We start from the raw sequence: 22,424 nt of genomic DNA on the forward strand, positions 1-22,424 counted from the left end.
GTGACAACCAACGGTCACAGGAGCGAAACGTACGTAAAAGTAACACTTATCAGTATACTCTTTATTGTTACTTTATCCTTAAAAAACTTCTATAATAGATAATCTTATAAGCGGAATATAATCCTTACAATTCTTTCATATAACCTACAATGGTCTTCATTGCTGTATCCCAATTTAATCGGGATTCGAAGTCATGGTAAGCCGACAGAGCCAACTCATTATAATAGCTTTTATCCTCGAATGTTTTATATATCTGTTGCGCATACTCTTTAGGTTCTACTTGGGGGCTTAGGATTATCCCATTCGTATCATTCACGATAGAAGGAATTCCTCCTGTTGCAGCCGATACACACGGAACAGCATACGACATCGCTTCAGAAAAAACAATCGGTGTACAATCTGCCCGTGATGGGATAAAAAGAAAATGGCTTTGTAAAATTAAATCTTCTACCTTTTTCATCCCTTCGGGAGTAGCTTTACTTATACGCCCATGATTGATTATATAAGGTGGTAAGTTTTCTACCGACAAATCATCGATACCTACAATATGTAATTCGGCTGATTGAAGTAGTTCTTCATTCAAATACCTAACAGCATCGATAGCAATATCACCACCTTTGCGAAACCAGTCAACACCTAGGAAAAGAATCTTACAAACATCTGTACTTCTTTTTTTAAGTATATCTTTTATCTCCTCTAAAGATATTTTCTGAGTAGAGATATTTGCACCAAAGGGTACAATCCTTACTTTATCCCTATCCGCATTATAATCTTTGATTGCACTATCAGCAGCCCACTGAGAACTATAAATAGCCAAACTACTTGAGTCTAATGATAATTGCTCCATCTGATTTCCTTCTTTAATATACTGCTGACTAAGATTTGTAAAATAGTCATAGTAATTTATCATCGAAGCAAACGTAGCATCAGTATATATAACCTTATGCTTATTTGTTTTCAGATAAGACATAAGAGTAGAGCTGTGAGAAAATAATATATCTGTAGTCGGATTCAGTTGTTCTGAGATCTGCCTTGCATAACTCCTTCCGAATTCGGGTGACCGGTCTGCACGATATATTTTGTTTTGCCCATATAACTTATTCTTCACCTTCAGCGAGAATGTCCAATCTTCCTGCAAACCTGTTATATAATCCAGATTGGAGTATTTAGCTAGATTTGTTGCCATAAAATGCACAGTGCCCGACCAATGCTTTATGTCTGTGGATGGAAAGTTTGTTACATAGGTTATGTTCATAACTCTTTCTTTTAAGTAAAGATAAAGATATTATTCAAAAGAATCTCTTTTTAGTTATAATAGGATATGCTTCGTTAAAAACTAAGCTTGACAAGGAAAAGAATCTTAACTAAAAAGCAGATGCTTTCAAATTCAACCCTATAGTTTCTTCCAAACCAAAAATCAGATTCATATTATGCACTGCCTGACCGGAAGCTCCTTTTACTAAATTGTCGATACATGAAAGAATAAGCAGTTTATTACCATGTTTCTCAAGATGTAAAACACATTTATTTGTATTTACAACTTGTTTTAAATCGATATTCTTATCCGATATAATCGTAAACGGGCTATCCTTGTAATAATCTTTATACAATTTCTCTGCATCCTCTATTGTACCGTCGTAATTGATATAGGTAGATACAAAAATACCTCTCGTGAAGTTTCCACGCACAGGGATAAAATTAATATCTTCACCAAAATTTACCTGTAACTGATTTAGCGACTGTTTGATTTCCGTCAGATGCTGATGTTCGAAAGCTTTATAAACTGATATATTGTTTTCACGCCAACTGAAATGAGATGTAGCAGAAGGCTTCACCCCTGCCCCGGTAGATCCTGTAATAGCATTCACATGAATCTCAGCAGTCAGCTTATTTGCTTTTGCCAAAGGTAACAATCCTAACTGTATAGCTGTTGCAAAACATCCCGGATTAGCCACATAGGAAGACTGCTTGATTTCTTCTTTATTCAACTCAGGAAGACCATAAATAAACTTATTTCCTACTGCTTTATGTCGATAATCTGTAGAAAGGTCAATTATTTTCAGGTGATCGGGGATATCATTCGCATCCAAGAACTTCTTAGTATCGCCATGTGCTGTGCAGAAGAATAAAACATCAATCTTGTTATAGGGTAATTGATCGGTGAAACTCATATCTGTTTCTCCCAACAGACCTCCATGTACATCTGTCAGCTTATTCCCTGCATTACTTGTACTATTTACGAATACAAGTTCTACCTGTGGATGATTGAGTAATATCCTTATCAGTTCTCCGGCTGTATAGCCTGCTCCACCTATTATTCCTGCTTTTATCATTGTTCTATTTTTATTGAAACACAGAGTAAAAAGAGTAGAAAAGAGTTTATATTGAATATCGTTTTATTCCGTCTCTCAAAGATTTAACATTAAAATTAATCAAATATCCGATTTTACATCCTGATAGTTTCAAATATGTAAATAATTGAGCAGTATGAATCGGCTGTAACTCTGCAACAGCCTTCAATTCTATAATAATTTTATTTTCAACAAGCAAATCTATTCTGTATCCAGCCTCTATTTCAATGCCTTTATATTCTATTGGCATTTCTTCCTGACGTGTTACGAGTAAATTGCTTTCTATCATTTCATAAAAGAGACATTCTTCATATACTCTTTCGAGCAATCCAGGTCCTAAAGTAGAGTGCACATTATATGCACATTTCAATATTTTACCTGTTAATTCCTGCTCTTTAAACATAAAACTCTTTTCTACTCTTTTTACTCTGTGTTTAATACTAATTTATTTTCCGTTTTTCTTCTGCACACTATGATATATTTTATTTGTCATAGCGTATATTTTGGTAAATCCTTTGGCATCGTCGGAAGTCCATGCTTTATTCATTTCGCCATATTCACCAAAGTCAGCCTTCATCAAGTCAAAATCACTTTCAACCCCTACAAGCGTATAATGATAAGGTTTCAGTTCTATGATAACACGACCTGAGACATTGCGCTGCGAACTTTCGAGCATAGCTTCTATATCTCGCATCACAGGCTCTAGGTATTGCGCTTCATGTAAAAACATTCCATACCAATTACCTACCTGATCTTTCCAATATTGTTGCCACTTGGTTAGCGTATGTTTTTCCAGCATTTTATGAGCATTGATGATAACAATAGGTGCAGCGGCTTCAAAACCCACACGTCCCTTAATACCTATAATAGTATCACCTATATGCATATCGCGACCTATAGCGTAAGCGGAAGCAATTTCTTCAATTTTCTGTATCGCCTTTACTTTATCAGTATATTTTTCACCGTTAACAGCAGCTATTTCACCTTCTTCAAAGTCAATAGTCAGCATTTCCGAGTCTTGCTTTTTCAATTGAGAAGGATATGCTTCCTCTGGAAGAGTTTGATTCGATTTCAATGTTTCTTTCCCACCGATACTTGTACCCCAAAGACCTTTGTTGATAGAATACTCCATTTTTGTGAAGTCAGCTTCATACCCATGCTCTTTCAGATAATTGATTTCATATTCACGGGTCAATAAGAGGTCACGAGTTGGAGTAATTATTTCGATACCCGGTGCAAGCACATCAAAAGTCAAGTCGAAACGAACCTGATCATTACCGGCACCAGTACTTCCATGAGCGACAGCGTCAGCACCTATTTCTTTTGCATAGTTAATAATAGCAATTGCCTGAAAAATACGCTCCGAACTAACAGATATAGGGTATGTACCATTACGCAACACATTGCCAAAGATCATATATTTGATGCTCTTCTCATAATACTCTTGTGTTATATCAAGACTAACATGTTTTGCAGCACCTAGTTTATAAGCCTTTTGCTCTATAACCTTAAGTTCGTCAGCAGTAAATCCACCCGTGTTTGCAATTGCTGTATATACCTCATATCCAAGATCAGCAGATAAATATTTAGCGCAAAACGATGTATCTAATCCCCCACTGAATGCTAAAACGACTTTCTTTTTCATTTCTTCAATTGCTTTTTTAGGTCTTTTATGATTGTTTTTATTTCTTTCTTGTCCTTTTGCTTCTCCGGATCGAAAAGCATCGCTGTACAAATACAGTATTTACGCTCGGTACGAGTAAGCACATCGTAATTTACACAACCTTGACAACCACGCCAGAAAGCGTCATCATCCGTCAGCTGAGCAAATGACACAGGCACATAACCAAGTTCGGTATTTATTTTCATTACTGCTGCTCCCGAGGTCAAACCAAATACCTTTGCATCAGGAAACATCGCTCTGGCCAGCGAAAAAGCATGTTGCTTGATTTTTTTAGCTAAGCCATGTTGTCTGAATTTCTCAACAACAATAAGTCCCGAGTTAGCAACATATTGTTTATTTCCCCACGATTCGATATAACAGAAACCTGCAAATTCTTGCCCGATAAGGGCTATAATTGCTTTGCCTTCTTTTATTTTAAGTTCCAAATATTCAGGTGAGCGTTTTGCAATTCCTGTACCACGAACTTTTGCAGCAGCTTCTATAGTATCTAATATTGTTTGCACATAGCCAAGATGCTCTTCTCCGGCTATTTGTATGGTGAGTTGTTGTTGCGCCTCCATTTTTTTGTCTAACACAAGTTCTTCTATATTGTTCATTTTAGTTGATCTATTCAATGTTTGGAATAAAGGTAGATAGTGAAGCTATCACTTCCTCTCGGCTCACATTTTCTTTTGGTATAATCAGGATGGTATCATCACCGGCCACTGTACCCAAAATATATTTTGAAGCTTTATTGTCTATTTCACCTGCTATCGCCATTGCATATCCGGGGCGGGTTTTGATTATAGCCAGTTGTCCTGAGAATTCTATCCCTACAAACCCAAAGGATGAAAGCGGAGATTCTTCCGTAGTCGTAACCTTCGCTTCTGATAACTGATATGTATATTTACCTTTCGATGTCGGTGCTTTAACTATTTTCAATTCTTTGATATCGCGCGATAGCGTAGCCTGAGTAAGCTCAAAGCCCTTTTCTGTAAGTATCTTAAGCAGCATATCCTGACTATTTATTTCATTAGTCTGAAGCACTTCTTTTATTATTTTGTGTCTGAATCTTTTAGTCATACATGTATAAATATACAAACAAGATGCAAAAATATACATTATATTGCATATTTGAAATTTTTAATGTATAAAATATATAAATAAAAAAGACTGTAGCAATATACTACAGTCTTCATCAAATTTGATTTGCTATGCTTTATATCTTAGAAACTTATCTTTATAATGATATTTTCTCTTGTAATTTAATATTATCAGAAGAACTACCTACCATAAAAGTAAAGTCTCCGTTCGACTCAACAACTCTATTCATTTTCTTATCTATAATAGAAAAGTCGTCCTTTGTCAATATAAGTTTAATCGTTTTAGTTTCACCTTTCTTCAAATTGACTCTTTCAAAGGCTTTCAACTGCATAATGGGCTGCACAACAGAAGCCCTATTATTTCTGAGGTATAGCTGAACAACTTCGTCACCGTCAAAATTTCCGGAATTTCGAAGTTCTAGCGTAACTTCAACACCTGAATTGCTCTTATTAATCTTCAAATTGCTGTATTCGAAACTGGTAAAGCTAAGCCCATAACCGAAACTATACAATGGCTTGCTAGTCATCTCCACATAATCATGGCTTGTCGGATTCCTGTGATTATAATATACAGGCAATTGCCCTACCGATTTGGCTACCGACATTGGTAAGCGTCCCGCAGGGTTATATTCACCAAACAGAACATCAGCTATCGCATTGCCGCCTTCTTGTCCGGGATACCAAGCAGATAGTAACGCATCTGCATTTTCTGACGCCCAGTTCATATTCAGCGGACGCCCTTGAATATACACCACGACAAAAGGTTTGCCGATGGCTTTTATAGCCTTTAATAGCTCTAATTGTTTTCCCATAAGGTCTAAACTAACTCTATCAAAGCCTTCGCCACTCTCCATATCGCTTATACTATGCTCATCAGCAACAGCAGCACCTGTTTCTATATATTTTGTTTTAAAATCACGTGCACTAGAACCTCCAACCACAACTACAGCCACATCTGATCTTAGGGCGGCTTGCACAGCCTTATCTATCTCAGTATTCAGTGTATCTCTGATAGCACAGCCTTTCACATATTCTATTTGCGATTGTTTGAGTTTAGATCTGATGCCATCCAAAACAGTCTTAACATTGCTATCATCCTGTGGTGCTGTATAATCGCCTAACTGATTGTATACATTATCAGCATTAGGACCTATCACAGCAATTTTCTTTATTTTACTCTTATTAAGAGGTAAGACATTATTTTTGTTTTCGAGTAATACAATCGACTCTCTTGCTACTTGCCTTGCCAATGCCATATTTTCTTGTGTTCTAACAACCTGTTGTGCATTGTTTTCATCGACATATGGATTTTCGAAAAGTCCCATATCGAATTTCAATTTCAGTATTTTATATACAGCCAAGTCAATCTGAGTTTCACTAACCATGCCTTTTTTTACGGCGTCAGATAATGTAAAGAAAGCATTACCTCCCAAGTCGCAATCAAGTCCTGACGTTAAGGATAATATAGCAGCTTCCTGTATCGTTGATACAACATAATGACTACCTCTCAATCCTTCGATACTACCCAAATCTGACACAGTAAAGCCTTTAAAACCCCAATCTTTGCATAGTACATCCTTTAGCAAATATTCATTCGATGTACAAGGAATACCATCTACAGAGTTGTAAGCAGTCATCACAGACAAAGCGCCTGCTTTGACAGCTTTTTCGAATGGAGGTAAATAGTTTTCTTTCAAGTCGCGCATTCCCACACTATTGCTATTACCATTATGTCCACCATCGGGGATTCCATAAGCTACAAAATGCTTTAAAGTAGAGATTAAACTGTATGGTTTGCTCAAATCTCCACTACCAAAACCTGTCACAAAGGCTTCTCCCATTTTAGAGATCAATACAGGATCTTCTCCATACGTTTCTTCCACACGAGACCATCTGGCTTCTCTTGCCAAATCTAACACGGGACCATATCCGATATGCGAACCCTGAGAACGTGCTTCTTTGGATATTACCGCACTCATTTGTTGGATAAGACTAGGGTTCCATGTTGCCGCTTGTCCTATTGCTGTAGGGAAAACAGTAGTACCAATCGCCATATGCCCATGAGGACACTCTTCAGCTAGGAAAATAGGAATGCCCAAGCGTGTATTCTCCATTATATAGCGCTGTAAAGCATTACCCGCTTTAGCTGCCAACTTCGGACTCAATCCGTTTTCTAATGTTTTTTTAGTCCATGGGTCTGCCCTAAAAGTAGCCCAGAGCATACCTATATGACGCTGTTGAACATACTCTTCAAACTTTTTAGAGTGTGTCACCTGATCTCCGTTCCGTTCATACATCTCCCACCCGAGAGGACAAAGCAATTGACCTACTTTTTCCTCCAAAGTCATGTGACTGATAAGATCGACAGTACGCTCTTCGCTTGACAGCTTTGGATTTTTGTACTTATACGCTTGTTGAGCACTTATTGTTTGAAATAGAAAGAGAGCAATAATGCTTAATTTAAAATAATTCATAAGTATATGTGTTCTTATATGATATATTTAACTTCTTTAAAGGCAAAATGTCTTTCTTCACCTTCTTTCGTTTTTAAAATAAGGATTCCCGAAGAATCAACATCTTGTATTCGGGCAAGGAAATTCGATAGTCCATCATTGTATAGATGATAACCATCTTTCCTGAAAAGAGATTCTTTATATTGTTTTATCAGAGAATCGGTCTTGCCAATTTTTATTTGCTGGTAGTACGCATTGATATTATCAACAACAGTCTTTAGTATTTCCTCAAGATTATAGTGTCTGTTAGTTATCTGTTTCAGAGATACAGGATTCGGAGCTTCGCTTCTGAAATTTTCCTGATTGATATTAATGCCAATACCCGCAACAGAATGACCTATATTATCTTCGAGAATAGTGTTTTCTAATAGGATACCACATATTTTCTTTTCATTCCAATAGATATCGTTAGGCCATTTTATAGATATACCCTCTGTATATTCTTGCAGACAATTTGCTACGGCTAGAGATACAATCTGTGATAGTATAAATTGCTCTCCCGCTTTTATAAAGCCAGGGAACAAGACAATACTAAAAAGAATATTTTTTCCCGCTTCAGACTCCCAGCCATTCCCTCGCTGACCTTTCCCTGCCGACTGAAAATCTGCCCAAACGACAGTACCTTCATCAACATTCTGTGTCTGGAGTAGTTCTTTTAAATAATTATTAGTCGAGTTAGTCTCACTAATGTGAATTATCTCAGGCACAGTCTTCAACTATTTGGTAAGTTATTATATTCTGTTTGTTTTACTTTGGGGAGTTTCTTTATTACTTCGTCTACTGAGTGAAGAATCAATTCTTTAATAAGTTTATCAGGCACATCGCTATCAAGAACAATTGTATTCCAATATTTTTTATTAGAATGAAATCCGGGTTTTATTCCCGTATACTGTTCACGCAGCTCGATAGCTTTCTCCGGATCACACTTGAGGTTAAGCCAAAATTCTCCATCTTTACTATCCAACGCCATATAAGCATACATCTTATCCATGATCTTGTAAACTAAGACATCCTCCCCAAAAGGAAATGTCTCTGTCGCTCCTTTTATAGCAATACAGGCTTCGCGCGCTTCTTCTATATTCATTTTCTGATTTATTAGATCTTGTTCTTCAAATAAGATTTTCTTAAATTTATACAGATGATCGCAAATAATGAGGTATCAGTTTATAGGCGCAAAAAATGCATCATCTATATGGTCTATTTCGAACTTTTGTCCTGTCCAAATTGCTGCAATAACATCAAAGCGGGCCGGTAAATCTATATTAAACTCCTTCAAATAGAAATCTGCCGCCTCTACAATCCTTTTTATTTTCCGTTTCGATACTGCGTCTTCGGGATGTCCCCAATAATTACTACTTCTTGTCTTTACTTCTACAAAAATAATAAACTCTTCGTTTCGAGCAATAATATCTATTTCGTATTTCTCATAAGTCCAATTTTGCTCAATGATCTTGTACCCCTTTTGTTTAAGAAGATTAACTGCTGCCTCCTCACCTTTTTTCCCAAGATCATTATGCTCAGCCATAGACTACTTAAAGCTTTAAAACTTTATTTACATTATCATACAAAGGAACGAGATTTGCCGTATCCACAGTTAAGCAGTATTCAACAGAATCTTGCAAGTTATTCGCTTCAAGCCGCTTGATATGTTCGGTACGATTTATATAGCCTCTTAAATCAGACTTTGCCTCTTGCCACATCGATAAAGCAACCTGCGTGGCATCTGAAGCAGACGTATATCCTTTTGCCATCAACCTATCGGCTAAAGCTCCGCCAAATAATGTATCTTCAATATTAAAACGATTGTTCCACCCCGCACAGAGTATCATTACATATTTTTGCTTTTGTATGCAAAAATCAGTCAATGCACTTATATTCGAAAAAGCTCCGATAGTCAAAATATCTGCATTTGCAGCGGCTTCGATTGCCTGAGTTCCGTTTGTCGTTGTAAACACAATTTCTTTACCCTCTACCTTGTCCTCTGTATAGTCAAACGGTGAGTTTCCAAAGTCAGCAAAATCACAACGTTTCACATTCCGCTCTGCACCAACCAAGTATCCTTTAGCTTTATATTGTTGAGCTTCTTCGATAGAAGCTACCGGAATAATACACTTAGCTCCATTTTTCAGGGCAGCAAACATGGTTGTAGTAGCCCTGAATATATCAACCACTACTACAATATAGTTATTGCTGTCGGCATAGTAAGGATACAAAGCAGGAGAAAAACAAACATCAACTTTCATCTATAGCGCAGCTTTTATTCTTACTAATTTCTCCATAAGTCCTTCAAGCTGGTCTAGCGGAAGCATATTAGCTCCGTCCGACAATGCATTTGCTGTATCGAAGTGTGTTTCTATAAATAATCCATCTACCCCTGTAGCAATACCCGCTTTACACATTGTTTCTATCAATTTTGGTTGCCCCCCTGTTACACCTGAAGCCTGATTCGGCTTTTGCAGGCAGTGTGTTGCATCCAATACGACAGGAAAACCAAATTCTTTCATTTCAGGTATTCCTCGAAAGTCTACCACAAGATCAGAATAGCCAAAAGATGTACCACGATCGGTAAGGATTACATTCTTATTTCCCGAATCCAATACTTTCTGCGCTGCAAACTGCATTCCATTCGGAGCCAGAAACTGACCTTTCTTTATGTTTACTATTTTACCTGTCTTGGCAGCTGCGATGAGCAAGTCAGTCTGACGGCAAAGAAATGCCGGAATCTGCAAAACATCAACATATTCTGCGGCCATTGCAGCCTCATGAGTTTCGTGAATATCCGTTACGGTAGGAATACCAAAAGTCTCACCTACCTTACGAAGTATCTTTAAAGCCTTTTCGTCTCCAATTCCGGTGAAAGAATCTACACGAGATCGATTTGCTTTCTTATAGGAACCCTTAAATACATAGGGAATATTTAGTCTATCTGTTATAGTTTTAACTTTTTCTGCAATACGAAATGCCATTTCTTCTCCCTCGATAACACATGGTCCTGCCAGCAAGAAAAAATTATCATTTTTTAAGTTCTCTATATTCATTTTTTATTTGTTTGATTACTAGATAAAATAGTCTTCAAAGGTACAAACATTCTGCCATTTTCAGAAATTTTAGGTTTGTCATTGATATTATTTATTAGCAATATTAAAGGAATTAAGCTATTTTTATTGTTATATAAAAAAACATGATAATTATGGGAAAAGCCAAAAAGAAAAACTTTGTATTGGATACAAATGTAATACTACATGATTTCAGGTGCTTAGATAATTTTGAAGAAAATGACATATATATTCCCATTGTAGTTTTGGAAGAACTGGACAAGTTCAAAAAAGGGAATGATCAGATTAATTATAATGCCCGCGAATTTCTCCGCCAGCTCGATGCAATAACAGACGACAACTTATTTACGAAAGGAATATCTTTAGGCAACGGTTTAGGCAATCTCTTTATTGATACAAGTATAAAATCTCAAGAAAGGATAACTGAGATATTTCCGGAGAGAATACCCGACCATCGTATATTATCATCTGTTCTTGACATCTCGGAGCGCGACAGCAAAACAAAAACCATACTGGTAACCAAAGATATAAACCTGCGAATGAAGGCTCGCGCAATCGGGCTTCTGGCAGAAGATTATATAAATGACAAAGTTCCTGATATCTTTTTATTTGAAAGACAGCACAAAACATTCAAGGATATGGAGTCTTCGGTTATCGATGAACTATATGCAAATCCGAACGGCGTTGATCTCGATCAGTTTAATCTGGAAACTTCGGTTAATGCGAATGAGTGTTTCGTGATGAAGAATGGTAAAAAAAGTGTGCTTTCCAGATACAATCCGTTTACTAAAAAGATAAAGAAAATAGACAAGCAGATTTGTTACGGCATACAACCTCGAAATGCGGAACAAACATTTGCAATGGAGGTGCTGACCGATCCCGAAATAAAATTAGTAGCGCTTACAGGAAAAGCGGGAACAGGAAAAACGTTACTCGCCTTAGCTTCAGCTTTGAAACAAAGTGAGAACTTTGACCAGATACTCCTCGCCCGCCCGATCGTTGCATTAGGGAACAAAGAATTGGGATTCTTACCCGGTGACGAAAAACAAAAAATAACACCTTATATGCAGCCTCTTTTCGACAATTTATCTGTAATAAAAAATCACATTCCTTACGGTGGTGCTGAGTACAAGAATATAGAAGCGATGCAGGCAAGTAAGAAGCTTGAGATAGAAGCATTGGCTTATATCCGTGGACGAAGTTTATCAGAGATGATCTGTATTATCGATGAAGCTCAAAACCTGACACCTCACGAAATAAAAACCATTATAACCCGTGCAGGTGAAGGAACGAAAATGATTTTTGCTGGAGATTTACAACAGATCGACTCTCCTTATCTTGATGCTCAGTCGAATGGGTTGGCTTACATGATAGATAAAATGACAGGACAAGATATTTTCGCACATGTCAATCTGATAAAAGGAGAAAGAAGTAAGCTGTCTGAGATAGCAAGTATATTATTGTAATAACAATCTAAAAACAATAACATTTCAAGAAATATAAATGGACAAATTCTATCTCAGAGCTTATAATATACTCATCGCAACAATAAGTATACTCAGTATCCCTTGTTTAGCCCAAAGTGCAGATAATCATAAATGGAAAGAAGGTATCCTAGTGGATGAATTCATTTATGATTCTGCTGAATTCCCCTCGGTTCATGCAGCTACAATTGCTGAAACCCCGTCGGGTTTGATTACTGCATTTTTTGGCGGAAAATACGAGGGACACCCCGAAGTCAATATATATACTTCTCGTCATACTGCAACAGGATGGACTCCGCCTGTGAAGGTAGCGGATGGCATCGTGAGCGATACTTTGAGGAAGGCCTGCTATAACCCGGTCTTATTTCAATATCCCGATGGCGAATTGCTATTGTTTTATAAAATAGGAAAGAATGTGCAAGATTGGACAGGTTACCTAATCCGCTCATACGATGACGGACAAACATGGACAAAACCCGAAGCACTGCCAGAAGGATTTCTGGGCCCAATAAAGAATAAACCGATCCTGATTGACAACAAACTAATTTGCGCATCAAGTACCGAGAACGACGGATGGCAAGTTCACATGGAGTTTACCGAAGACAGAGGAAAAACTTGGAGAAAAACATCTCCGATCAACAGCAAGCCTTGGAATATTATTCAACCAAGTATATTAACGTTAAACAATAATGTATTGCAAATCGTATGTCGCTCTCAGAATGAACATATCATATCCGCTTTTTCGAAAGATAAAGGAGAAACATGGAGCGATCCTATAGCTCTCTACTTACCCAATAACAACTCGGGGACGGATGCCGTAACACTCAAAGACGGACGCCAACTAATGGTGTACAATCATGTAGCAGCATCGGAGAGTGCATATAAGGATAAAGCTCGTACTCCACTGAATGTCGCTCTATCTGACGATGGAATTAGCTGGAAAGCATCACTCATTCTCGAAGACTCTCCAATAAAGGAATATTCCTACCCATCGGTTATAGAAGGGGAAGACGGTATGATACACATAGTATACACGTGGCGCAGAGAAAAAATTAAATATGTAAAAGTTGATCCGTCACTACTTAAAAGTGAAACAATCGTAAACGGAAAGTGGTAATAACAACTAGAAATCCTCATTTTTACAATTTTCTGAATAAAAAAAGAATGAAATGCTTGCAATATTCAAAAAAATATTACTTTTGTAATCACATTTAAAACAACAAGCGTTAGAATGAATATTTTTTCTTATACATACTTTTTCTTTTTTTACTTTTACTTTAGAAAGTAGAACAGGATTTTGTATGAGAAATTTGGAGTGAATTAAAACAACAAGAATATATGGAATCCTGTCAAATATGACGGGATTTTTTTTTGATAACATTTTATGAAAAGAGTTGCGATACAAGGAGGATTAGGTGCATATCATGGGATAGCCGCAGAGAATTTTTTCGGAGAAGAAGTCGAAATTGTTCCATGCATTACTTTTCGTGATATTTTCACAACAATCAAAAAAGAACCGAATACAATCGGGATTATAGCCATAGAGAACACTATCGCCGGTAGCCTTCTGGGCAACTACGATCTGCTAAAAGAAAATAAACTCCCTATAGCAGGAGAATACAAACAACGCATCTCTCATTGTCTGGCGGCATTGCCCGGACAAACAATTCATGATATAAAAGAAGTGGAATCGCATCCGATTGCACTCATGCAATGTACAGAATTCCTGGATACGCTACCGGGTGTTAGGATTATAGAGCATGAAGATACGGCTTTGGCTGCAAAAGATGTAGCAGAGAAACATCTATCGACCACTGCTGCGATATGCAGCACCAAAGCGGCCGAAATTTATGAACTAAACATCTTAGCGAGGGGAATTGAGACAAATAAGCACAATTTTACTCGCTTTCTTATTATAGCGAATCCATGGGTGGTAGACGAACTTCAAAAAGGAGAAGTGCTGAATAAATCGTCTATTGTATTCACAACTCCACATAGCGAAGGCAGCTTATCGAAAGTTTTATCCGTATTTTCTTTCTACGGCATCAACTTGACTAAGATACAATCTCTACCAATAATAGGCAGAGAATGGGAATATCAGTTCTATGTAGACCTCACATTTTCTGATCTTACCCGATACAAGCAATCGCTACAGGCAATTCGCCCTTTAACGAGTGAACTAAAGCTTTTGGGAGAATATCCAAACGGAAAACAAAGCGAATTATAAAAAAACACGATTTAACAATAGCAAACTGCTAATAACAATATGAGAACAATAGTACCGGCAGACCGCCTTAATACAGTAAGTGAATACTACTTTTCGAAAAAACTAAGAGAAGTAGCCGAAATGAACGCAATGGGAAAAAATGTGATTAGTCTCGGAGTGGGAAGCCCGGATCTCCCTCCTTCCGAAGAAACCACAAAAGCCCTGTGTGAATCTGTAATAAAAAAAGATGTACATGGCTATCAACCACATGTGGGTATTGCCGAGCTGCGTAAGGCTTTTGCTGATTGGTATAAAAGAACTTATAATGTAAATCTGGACTTTGCAAATGAGATACAACCTTTGATAGGCTCGAAAGAAGGGATCTTACATATCTCTCTGGCTTTTCTCAATCCGGGAGACGGAGTATTAGTACCTAATCCGGGGTATCCGACATATAGCTCTGTGAGCAAGCTTGTTGGGGCAAATATTGTCTCTTACGACTTGGATGAGAATAACAATTGGCAACCGGATTTCGATGCTTTGGAAAAGCTAGACTTATCGAATGTAAAGCTAATGTGGATTAATTATCCTAACATGCCTACAGGAGCAAATGCTACGGTCGAATTATTTGAAAAAATAGTTGCTTTTGGAAAGAAACATGGCATAATCATAGCTCATGATAATCCTTACAGTCTTATTCTTAACGAAAAGCCGTTAAGCATACTACAAGTAGAAGGAGCGAAAGATATATGTATCGAACTCAATTCGATGAGTAAATCGCACAATATGCCCGGATGGAGAATTGGGACATTGGCTTCAAATGCACAATTTATACAATGGGTGCTAAAGGTTCTGACCAACATCGAGAGTGGAATACTAAAACCTATACAGTTGGCAGCCATTGCCGCTCTGAACAATTCGGACGAATGGCACAAAGAAAACAATATCAAATTATACGCTAATCGCCGTCAATATGCAGAAGCTATTATGAAAGAGCTAGGTTGCACTTTTGATAAAAAACAATCGGGAATGTTTCTTTGGGGAAAGATTCCGGCAGAATACAAAAGCAGCGAAGAATTGGCTGACAAAATTTTATACGAAGCGAATGTTTTCTTAACCCCGGGATTCATTTTCGGGAACAAAGGAGAAGGATATATACGTATCTCTTTGTGCTGCAATGAAGACATGCTGAAAGAGGCCTTGGAAAGAATAAAGAAGGTAACAAATTAATGATTGCCACAATACCATTTATCAGGATAGCCTAAATTTATCTATTATAGAGTATTAAATTATAGACAGTAAATAAAAGGTAACAGATAAAAACAGAATAAAAGTTGTCACCTTTGTCACTTTTTAGCTAAAATATAGAATAATTAAAAAACAAATTAAAATAAATATGAAACTAGACTCAATTTTACTTCCGGGAGTTGACCCGAAACGTCCTCTTGTAATAGCCGGTCCATGCAGTGCCGAGACCGAAGAACAAGTAATGAATACTGCAAAGCAACTAGCAGCAGACGGTATAAAAATCCTTCGTGCCGGAATATGGAAACCTCGCACTAAACCGGGTGGATTTGAAGGAGTTGGCAGCGAAGGTCTTGCTTGGCTCAAAAAAGTGAAACAAGAAACTGGAATGTACGTTTCTACTGAAGTTGCAACACAGAAACACGTTTATGAAGCCCTTAAATATGGGATAGACATGTTATGGATCGGTGCCCGTACAACAGCAAATCCGTTCGCAGTTCAGGAAATAGCAGAAGCGCTACAGGGTGTTGATATCCCGGTATTAGTTAAGAACCCTGTTAATCCCGATTTAGAGTTATGGATCGGTGCTCTTGAACGCCTCAGCAATGTAGGTCTGACCAAGATAGGAGCAATACACCGTGGATTTAGTTCATACGACAAGAAAATATACAGAAACCTGCCTCAATGGCATATACCGATCGAACTGAAACGTCGTTTTCCTGATCTGCCTGTTATTTGTGACCCAAGTCATATCGGAGGAAAACGTGACCTTATACAGCCGCTATGCCAGCAAGCAATGGACTTAAACTATGACGGATTGATTATAGAAACTCATTGCGACCCTGAAAATGCTTGGAGCGATGCTTCTCAACAGGTAACGCCGGTAAGACTAAAAGAAATACTGACAACACTTATTATTCGTGATGGTAAGCAATCGACAGAAGACCTTTCTGACCTTCGCAGACAAATAGACGAACTGGACGATCAGTTGCTGGAATTACTTGCAAAACGTATGCGAATATCATGCGAAATAGGTACATTCAAGAAAGAGCACAACCTAACCGTTGTTCAAACAGACCGTTATGACGAAATTCTACAGAAACGAATTGCTCAGGCTACATCTATGAGTATGAATCCTGACTTTATGCGTGTGGTTCTGGAAGCAATACACGAAGAATCTGTAAGACAACAGGTTGAGATATTAAACAAGTAACCGTATATGAAGATATTAATATTAGGAGCCGGAAAAATGGGCTCCTTCTTTACTGATGTATTAAGTTTCGATCACGAAGTTGCTATATTTGACATTGATCCCAAACGGCTACGATTTGTTTATAATGTAGTCAGAATGAGCAATCCGGAAGAGATAAGGGACTTCAAACCTGAAATTGTTATTAATGCAGCAACAGTGAAATATACGATTCAGGCATTTGAAATGGTACTGCCATATCTGGATGAAGATTGTATATTGTCGGATATTGCATCTGTAAAGACGGGACTAAAAGAGTTTTATAAAAAAACAGGCAGACCGTTTGCATCTACCCATCCTATGTTTGGCCCTACATTTGCCAACTTAACAGATCTTAGTACACAGAGTGCAATTGTAATTTCGGAATCGAACCATTGGGGAAAAATATTTTTCAAAGACTTGTATAACAGTCTTAAGTTGAACGTTTTCGAGTATACATTCGAAAAGCATGACGAAACGATTGCATATTCCCTTTCTATTCCATTTGCGTCTACACTTGTATTTGCTTCGGTAATGAAGCATCAAGATGCTCCGGGAACAACATTTAAGCGTCACATGAATATTGCAAAAGGGCTTCTGTCAGAAGATGATTATTTGTTGACCGAGATTCTCTTCAACCCTTATACTCCTGCTCAGGTGGAGAGTATACGAGGTGAATTAAAGCATCTTTTAGAGATCATCGAGAAAAAAGACAGTGCAGCAATGCTAAGTTTCCTTACAAAAGTAAGAGCGAATATAGCTGACAAATAGAATATAAAAAGAGACTGCAAAAGTCATACAATACTAATGCAGTCTCTACTCCTTATAACACCAATTACCAACCATAGTTAGCCTAACACCAAACAGACCTTGAATTCAGCTTTTATTTTTTATGTTTAAACAGCCATGAGGCAAGTCCTTCTTCTTTAAAGGCATTGTCCCAGCTATTATGATTAACTCCTTCATATTCGGTATATTCCGCATCACACCCCAATTCTTTGAGACGCTTATATATATTTCTCGAATTTTCTACAGGAACGACAGAGTCGGCACTCCCATGAAAAACCCAAACAGCTGTATTGTGGGCATACAAAGGCAGCTTACTCAAATCTGCGCCTCCACAAATAGGGAACGCCGCGGAGAAAGTATCAGGCAATCGCCACAACAATTCCAATGTACCCATACCCCCCATTGACAAACCACCTACATATACTTGGTTGGAGTCTACTTTCCCTGAGGTCAGCCAATTTTGCACCAAAGCAATCAGTGTACTCATTGGCTCTGTAATTCCATCAGAAAGACCGAATGTCAATGTCATTTTATCATCAATCTGGTGACGAACGACATTAGCCCAATAACTATCGGCTGGGCATTGAGGTGCTATAACGATAGCTGGATAAACAGACTGAAAATTATCAATAAGGAACTGCTTACCATGAGTCAATTGCTTCTGATTATCATTACCTCGCTCTCCTGCTCCATGAAGAAATACGACCAATGGATATTGCTTCGACTCATCATAGTTTTCAGGATACATTATCTGATATGGCAATGTATGCCCGTCAAACATGAATGAGGCATTCTTGAACTGAGCGAAACTGAATAAAGAACAAATTAGAAAAATGAAAGATAAAACACCTTTTTTCATAACCTTAATTTTAAAATAACTGACATTAAAGATAACGATAATACATCTTACTTCATGTGAGTTGTCATGCTATTTGCTTTTGATTCTATTACTCTTTAATTCAATGAAGGAGATTCAAAACCTAGTTTCTTAAGCCCCTTTTGAACATCAGGGTGACTCATAAATAGATTCCAAAGCAACTGCGAACGATAGTTCTCGATCATCACAGCTATTGTACCTTGGTCTATTGCTAAATAACGCTGTGGATACCAGTTATCTGTTTCACTAAATGCGTCATAAAAACCATATTGCCCCCAAACCTTATCGCCCATGCGATATAGCTTGCGCATTACTTTCATTGATTCCTCGGGAGTATACACAATAGAAGACAAAGCGGCCGTAGGAGTTATTACACCGAGGTCTCCTTCTTCTGTTGGCTCGTGAGCGCTATACCCTTTTACTGAATAACTAGCAGTCAAGCCCCAGCAATCTTCTCCATAACCTTTAAAACCTTTTGGGTTACGCAAGCAATACGCTCTATTTATCAGTGTATAATTTTTCATTTCCTGATAATAATCAGCATACTTATCTTTTAGCCCGGTAGGATTTAATCCTAAGAATGAGTAGTGAGCCCAGAATAAAGGGCCTGCTCCGCTATTGCTTTGATAACGCATATTTAGGTTATATCCTTCCAATTGATGAGGAGCAATAATTTTTCCGTTTTCTGCCCAACCTTCATGATAGACCTCAGCCGGAGTACCATGAGTAGGAGAACATGCAGCCAGTACATAAGTAATGAGACATTCATTATATCCACGAATAGGAAAATTCATTTCCCATGAATGGTTAGGGCTCCAATGCCAATACAATACATTTTGACCGTTACGATGCCAGTTCCAGTCCACATTTTTCCAAAGGTTGTCAATACGGACAGCTAAAGCTTTTTCTGCATCAGACCCATTTATATAATACTGATGAAGGGTCAATAAACCTTGTAGAAGGAATGAGGTTTCAACTAAGTCTCCTCCATTATCCTTATCACTAAATCCTTTTACTTCACCTGTCTCACCATTCCACCAATGTGGAAATACACCATGAAAAGAATCTGCTTTTTCGAGAAAGTTTAGAATCTTTGCAAACCGTTCTAAACCTTGTTCACGAGTTATATACCCTCTGTCTATTCCGGCAACAATAGCCATTATTCCAAAGCCACTACCTCCGGAGGTCACTACATTTTTATCATTTTGAGGATATACTCCATCTACATGAAAGCGTTCGCGAGCCATTCCACTCGTAGGTTCAGCTCCATCCCAAAAATAATTGAATGTCCTGCGCTGAACACTATCCAATAGAGCCTCATCTGTAATAGCAATTGGCTCTGTGGAGCTATCATCAGTATCTTTATTGGATTTATCCTTACAACTAATAGCCACTAGAACAAGCATTATAGAAATGAATGGTATATATATTTTTTTCATATTATCTGTTTTAATAATAAACAAGAAAAAGAGACTAAGATTACATAGTCTCTTTTTCAAGACTCAGAGCATTTAATTCAATGTAAATCTCGCAGATTTAACATCACTATTATTACCTCCTATCATCACATCAAAATCACCTTTTTCAAATACATATTCGAGGTTGTAATTGTAGAATTTCAATAACTCAGGAGTTATCTTAAAACTAACATTTTTACTTTCCCCTGCTTTTATAAATGTTTTTTCAAAGCCTTTCAATTCTTTCACCGGACGTGTCACACTACCGACCAAGTCACGAATATAAAGTTGAACAACCTCAGCTCCATCATATTTTCCTGTATTTGTAACAGTGACGGAAGCTGTTAATTCTCCTTTTGCATCAAGTGTTGTAGAGCTCAATTTAACGTCGCTATAACTAAATGTAGTATAGCTTAATCCGTATCCAAACGGATATAACGGATCGTTACTTACATCTAAATAGTTGCTACGGAATTTCTCAAACCATCGTCCTTCGTGCAACGGACGACCTGTATTTTTATGATTGTAGAATAGCGGTATCTGTCCTACATTCTGAGGGAAAGTAGCAACAAGTTTTCCGCTTGGATTAACGTCTCCAAACAAAACATCTCCAATAGCGTGTGCAGCCTCTGAACCACCAAACCAAACATTAAGAATGGCTGGTACGTTTTCATTTTCCCAAGTCAAAGTCAATGGACGACCTGTAAACAACACCAAGACGACAGGTTTTCCGGTTTTCAATAATTCTCTTAACAATTCTTTCTGTACATCAGGTATACCAATTTCGGTACGAGAACTAGATTCTCCACTCATCTCAGACGATTCTCCCAATGCTGCAACGATTACATCTGCATCCTTTGATATTTGTAATGCTTCTTGTAGCATTTCTTCATTACTGCGAGTTTCCTGATCTCTATGTAATGTACGACCAAACATAGTTGCATTTTGTTCATATTTTGCATCATTTATCAGATGGCTACCCTTTGCATACACAACCTTAGCATTGCTTCCGGCTACCTCCTGGATACCTTCAACTACGGTTGCGGGTTTAGTCAGGTCTACAGCAACACTCCATGTTCCGGGCATATTAGAGCGTGTGTTTGCCAAAGGGCCAACCACTGCTATAGTTCCACCTTTTTTCAAAGGCAATGTATTATTTGCATTTTTAAGTAAAACAAAACTTTCTGAAGCTATCTTACGAGCAACAGCACGATTTTCGGCTGTGTATATTTCTTTTTTTGCACGATTTACATCGCAATATTTATATGGATCTGCAAATAATCCCAATTTATATTTAGCTTCCAACACACGGCGACAAGCCTGATCTATTTCGGCTTGCGTAACTTTTCCTTCTTTCAGAGACTTGCCAACTGTAGCCAAGCCTTCACTTACCATATCCATATCGATTCCGGCCTTTAAGGCACGAGCCGAAACGGTTTGCAAATCACCAATTCCGTGATCTATCATTTCACTTATTCCGGTATAGTCTGTAACTACAAACCCGTTAAACCCCCATTGCTTACGCAATACATCTGTCATCAACCATTTGTTAGCTGTAGCCGGAACTCCGTCCACTTCATTAAACGAAGCCATTACGCTCCCCACACCTGCCTCTACTGCAGCCTGATAAGGGTACATATATTCATTAAACATACGTATACGGCTCATGTCTACAGTATTATAGTCGCGACCTGCTTCACCTGCACCATACAGTGCATAGTGCTTAACACAAGCCATAATATTGGAGTTAGACTTATACATGTTCTCTCCTACTCCCTGATATCCGCGAACCATCGCTTTTGCGATTTGTCCTCCAAGAAAAGGATCTTCTCCATTTCCTTCCGAAAAACGTCCCCAACGAGGATCTCTTGAAATATCAACCATTGGACTGAATGTCCAGCAAATACCATCGGCACTTGCTTCTATTGCAGCGATACGTGCAGATTGCTCTACAGCAGCCATATTCCATGTAGCAGCCATCCCCAAAGGAATTGGAAATACAGTTTCGTATCCGTGAATTACGTCCATTCCAAATATTAATGGAATTTTCAGACGACTCTGTTCTACTGCAATGCGTTGAACTTCTTTTATTTTTTCAACACCTTTTATATTGAATAACCCACCAACTTGTCCTTTCTTAATTTTTTCAGCTATATTACTGCTTTTAGCCTGTCCGGTAGTTATATCTCCGGAACTAGGCAGATTAAGCTGTCCGATTTTCTCTTCCAGCGTCATCTTACTCATTAAATCATTGATAAACTTATCCATCTTTGGATCTTTCCCTTGTGCCAATATATTGCCCGAGATAGCAAAGAAGGCCAAGAAGACCAATAATAATTGTCTTACAGTCATTTTACCTTAAATTTCAGTTATACCTTAACTCTAATTATTTCTTGCCTAAAACTAGTAAGGGCTAATTGTCTAGCCCTTACTATTAAAAATGTGATAACCT

At 37.8% G+C, this 22,424-nt stretch carries 21 protein-coding genes; 6 read left to right on the top strand and 15 right to left on the bottom strand.

What is annotated here, in order from left to right; genetic code table 11:
* Positions 1 to 124 precede the first annotated feature (124 nt).
* The 12 genes from PKC55_RS04050 to kdsA form a co-directional block, all read right to left on the bottom strand.
* The gene (locus PKC55_RS04050; RefSeq protein ID WP_283686361.1) at positions 125 to 1,255 is read right to left on the bottom strand and encodes a glycosyltransferase family 4 protein; all 1,131 of its coding nucleotides are present in this window, start codon (positions 1,253 to 1,255) and stop codon (positions 125 to 127) included.
* A 109-nt stretch (positions 1,256 to 1,364) separates the two neighbouring features.
* Positions 1,365 to 2,333, bottom strand: coding sequence for an N-acetyl-gamma-glutamyl-phosphate reductase (argC, locus tag PKC55_RS04055; protein WP_291030508.1), 969 nt, complete (start codon positions 2,331 to 2,333; stop codon positions 1,365 to 1,367).
* 46 nt (positions 2,334 to 2,379) lie between these two features.
* Positions 2,380 to 2,754 carry a GxxExxY protein gene (locus tag PKC55_RS04060; protein ID WP_283686359.1) on the bottom strand — a complete coding sequence of 125 codons (375 nt, stop codon included), beginning with the start codon at positions 2,752 to 2,754 and terminating at the stop codon, positions 2,380 to 2,382.
* A gap of 42 nt (positions 2,755 to 2,796) precedes the next feature.
* Positions 2,797 to 3,996: an argininosuccinate synthase gene (locus PKC55_RS04065; protein ID WP_135103912.1), complete on the bottom strand. Its 1,200-nt coding sequence runs from the start codon at positions 3,994 to 3,996 to the stop codon at positions 2,797 to 2,799.
* Positions 3,993 to 4,595 carry a GNAT family N-acetyltransferase gene (locus PKC55_RS04070; protein WP_291126540.1) on the bottom strand — a complete coding sequence of 201 codons (603 nt, stop codon included), beginning with the start codon at positions 4,593 to 4,595 and terminating at the stop codon, positions 3,993 to 3,995. Before PKC55_RS04070 ends, PKC55_RS04065 begins: the two co-directional genes overlap by 4 nt.
* Before the next feature lie 46 nt (positions 4,596 to 4,641).
* On the bottom strand, positions 4,642 to 5,097 hold the full coding sequence (argR, locus tag PKC55_RS04075; RefSeq protein WP_291126529.1) for an arginine repressor: 456 nt from the start codon (positions 5,095 to 5,097) through the stop codon (positions 4,642 to 4,644).
* A gap of 157 nt (positions 5,098 to 5,254) precedes the next feature.
* Entirely contained in the window at positions 5,255 to 7,591 is a 2,337-nt protein-coding gene (locus PKC55_RS04080; RefSeq protein WP_291126531.1) for a glycoside hydrolase family 3 N-terminal domain-containing protein, read from the bottom strand.
* Between the two features lie 14 nt (positions 7,592 to 7,605).
* On the bottom strand, positions 7,606 to 8,346 hold the full coding sequence (locus PKC55_RS04085; RefSeq protein ID WP_291126534.1) for a biotin--[acetyl-CoA-carboxylase] ligase: 741 nt from the start codon (positions 8,344 to 8,346) through the stop codon (positions 7,606 to 7,608).
* Positions 8,343 to 8,714: an MmcQ/YjbR family DNA-binding protein gene (locus PKC55_RS04090; RefSeq protein ID WP_283686353.1), complete on the bottom strand. Its 372-nt coding sequence runs from the start codon at positions 8,712 to 8,714 to the stop codon at positions 8,343 to 8,345. The genes PKC55_RS04085 and PKC55_RS04090 overlap by 4 nt, the downstream gene beginning before the upstream one ends.
* A 75-nt stretch (positions 8,715 to 8,789) precedes the next feature.
* Positions 8,790 to 9,155, bottom strand: a complete 366-nt coding sequence (locus tag PKC55_RS04095) for a YraN family protein (RefSeq protein WP_135103906.1) — start codon at positions 9,153 to 9,155, stop codon at positions 8,790 to 8,792.
* Between the two features lie 7 nt (positions 9,156 to 9,162).
* On the bottom strand, positions 9,163 to 9,873 hold the full coding sequence (locus PKC55_RS04100; RefSeq protein ID WP_291126536.1) for a 2-phosphosulfolactate phosphatase: 711 nt from the start codon (positions 9,871 to 9,873) through the stop codon (positions 9,163 to 9,165).
* The gene (gene kdsA / locus PKC55_RS04105) at positions 9,874 to 10,668 is read right to left on the bottom strand and encodes a 3-deoxy-8-phosphooctulonate synthase (protein ID WP_324371976.1); all 795 of its coding nucleotides are present in this window, start codon (positions 10,666 to 10,668) and stop codon (positions 9,874 to 9,876) included. It lies immediately after the preceding gene.
* A 152-nt stretch (positions 10,669 to 10,820) separates the two neighbouring features.
* Between kdsA and PKC55_RS04110 the strand changes: the two genes are divergently transcribed.
* The 6 genes from PKC55_RS04110 (at position 10,821) to PKC55_RS04135 (ending at position 17,620) form a co-directional block, all read left to right on the top strand.
* Positions 10,821 to 12,152: a PhoH family protein gene (locus tag PKC55_RS04110; RefSeq protein ID WP_291130222.1), complete on the top strand. Its 1,332-nt coding sequence runs from the start codon at positions 10,821 to 10,823 to the stop codon at positions 12,150 to 12,152.
* A gap of 37 nt (positions 12,153 to 12,189) precedes the next feature.
* The gene (locus PKC55_RS04115; RefSeq protein WP_291130224.1) at positions 12,190 to 13,287 is read left to right on the top strand and encodes a sialidase family protein; all 1,098 of its coding nucleotides are present in this window, start codon (positions 12,190 to 12,192) and stop codon (positions 13,285 to 13,287) included.
* Positions 13,288 to 13,554: 267 nt separating this feature from the next.
* Positions 13,555 to 14,397 (top strand): prephenate dehydratase, encoded by an 843-nt coding sequence (locus PKC55_RS04120; RefSeq protein WP_291130227.1) that lies wholly within the window; start codon positions 13,555 to 13,557, stop codon positions 14,395 to 14,397.
* Between the two features lie 39 nt (positions 14,398 to 14,436).
* Positions 14,437 to 15,606, top strand: a complete 1,170-nt coding sequence (locus tag PKC55_RS04125; RefSeq protein WP_291130229.1) for a pyridoxal phosphate-dependent aminotransferase — start codon at positions 14,437 to 14,439, stop codon at positions 15,604 to 15,606.
* Positions 15,607 to 15,772: 166 nt separating this feature from the next.
* Positions 15,773 to 16,834, top strand: a complete 1,062-nt coding sequence (locus PKC55_RS04130) for a bifunctional 3-deoxy-7-phosphoheptulonate synthase/chorismate mutase type II (protein WP_291128223.1) — start codon at positions 15,773 to 15,775, stop codon at positions 16,832 to 16,834.
* Positions 16,835 to 16,840: 6 nt separating this feature from the next.
* Positions 16,841 to 17,620 carry a prephenate dehydrogenase/arogenate dehydrogenase family protein gene (locus PKC55_RS04135; RefSeq protein ID WP_291128220.1) on the top strand — a complete coding sequence of 260 codons (780 nt, stop codon included), beginning with the start codon at positions 16,841 to 16,843 and terminating at the stop codon, positions 17,618 to 17,620.
* Positions 17,621 to 17,732: 112 nt separating this feature from the next.
* Here the strand turns inward: PKC55_RS04135 and PKC55_RS04140 are convergent, their stop codons facing one another.
* From PKC55_RS04140 to bglX, 3 genes are all read right to left on the bottom strand, one after another.
* Positions 17,733 to 18,497, bottom strand: coding sequence for a carboxylesterase family protein (locus PKC55_RS04140; protein WP_283686348.1), 765 nt, complete (start codon positions 18,495 to 18,497; stop codon positions 17,733 to 17,735).
* A 95-nt stretch (positions 18,498 to 18,592) separates the two neighbouring features.
* Positions 18,593 to 19,954, bottom strand: coding sequence for a glucoamylase family protein (locus PKC55_RS04145; RefSeq protein WP_283686347.1), 1,362 nt, complete (start codon positions 19,952 to 19,954; stop codon positions 18,593 to 18,595).
* A 72-nt stretch (positions 19,955 to 20,026) separates the two neighbouring features.
* Complete coding sequence (gene bglX / locus PKC55_RS04150) at positions 20,027 to 22,324, bottom strand: beta-glucosidase BglX (protein WP_283686346.1); 2,298 nt, start codon at positions 22,322 to 22,324, stop codon at positions 20,027 to 20,029.
* Positions 22,325 to 22,424: the final 100 nt, after the last annotated feature.

Source organism: Dysgonomonas sp., assembly GCF_035323175.1.
Lineage (GTDB): Bacteria > Bacteroidota > Bacteroidia > Bacteroidales > Dysgonomonadaceae > Dysgonomonas.

Coding starts and splice junctions, on each gene's coding strand:
- PKC55_RS04050 (WP_283686361.1), bottom strand. CDS start 1,255: ATGAACATAACCTATGTAACAAACTTTCCATCCACAGACATAAAGCAT.
- argC (WP_291030508.1), bottom strand. CDS start 2,333: ATGATAAAAGCAGGAATAATAGGTGGAGCAGGCTATACAGCCGGAGAA.
- PKC55_RS04060 (WP_283686359.1), bottom strand. CDS start 2,754: ATGTTTAAAGAGCAGGAATTAACAGGTAAAATATTGAAATGTGCATAT.
- PKC55_RS04065 (WP_135103912.1), bottom strand. CDS start 3,996: ATGAAAAAGAAAGTCGTTTTAGCATTCAGTGGGGGATTAGATACATCG.
- PKC55_RS04070 (WP_291126540.1), bottom strand. CDS start 4,595: ATGGAGGCGCAACAACAACTCACCATACAAATAGCCGGAGAAGAGCAT.
- argR (WP_291126529.1), bottom strand. CDS start 5,097: ATGACTAAAAGATTCAGACACAAAATAATAAAAGAAGTGCTTCAGACT.
- PKC55_RS04080 (WP_291126531.1), bottom strand. CDS start 7,591: ATGAATTATTTTAAATTAAGCATTATTGCTCTCTTTCTATTTCAAACA.
- PKC55_RS04090 (WP_283686353.1), bottom strand. CDS start 8,714: ATGAATATAGAAGAAGCGCGCGAAGCCTGTATTGCTATAAAAGGAGCG.
- PKC55_RS04095 (WP_135103906.1), bottom strand. CDS start 9,155: ATGGCTGAGCATAATGATCTTGGGAAAAAAGGTGAGGAGGCAGCAGTT.
- PKC55_RS04100 (WP_291126536.1), bottom strand. CDS start 9,873: ATGAAAGTTGATGTTTGTTTTTCTCCTGCTTTGTATCCTTACTATGCC.
- kdsA (WP_324371976.1), bottom strand. CDS start 10,668: ATGAATATAGAGAACTTAAAAAATGATAATTTTTTCTTGCTGGCAGGA.
- PKC55_RS04110 (WP_291130222.1), top strand. CDS start 10,821: ATGGGAAAAGCCAAAAAGAAAAACTTTGTATTGGATACAAATGTAATA.
- PKC55_RS04115 (WP_291130224.1), top strand. CDS start 12,190: ATGGACAAATTCTATCTCAGAGCTTATAATATACTCATCGCAACAATA.
- PKC55_RS04120 (WP_291130227.1), top strand. CDS start 13,555: ATGAAAAGAGTTGCGATACAAGGAGGATTAGGTGCATATCATGGGATA.
- PKC55_RS04125 (WP_291130229.1), top strand. CDS start 14,437: ATGAGAACAATAGTACCGGCAGACCGCCTTAATACAGTAAGTGAATAC.
- PKC55_RS04130 (WP_291128223.1), top strand. CDS start 15,773: ATGAAACTAGACTCAATTTTACTTCCGGGAGTTGACCCGAAACGTCCT.
- PKC55_RS04135 (WP_291128220.1), top strand. CDS start 16,841: ATGAAGATATTAATATTAGGAGCCGGAAAAATGGGCTCCTTCTTTACT.
- PKC55_RS04140 (WP_283686348.1), bottom strand. CDS start 18,497: ATGAAAAAAGGTGTTTTATCTTTCATTTTTCTAATTTGTTCTTTATTC.
- PKC55_RS04145 (WP_283686347.1), bottom strand. CDS start 19,954: ATGAAAAAAATATATATACCATTCATTTCTATAATGCTTGTTCTAGTG.
- bglX (WP_283686346.1), bottom strand. CDS start 22,324: ATGACTGTAAGACAATTATTATTGGTCTTCTTGGCCTTCTTTGCTATC.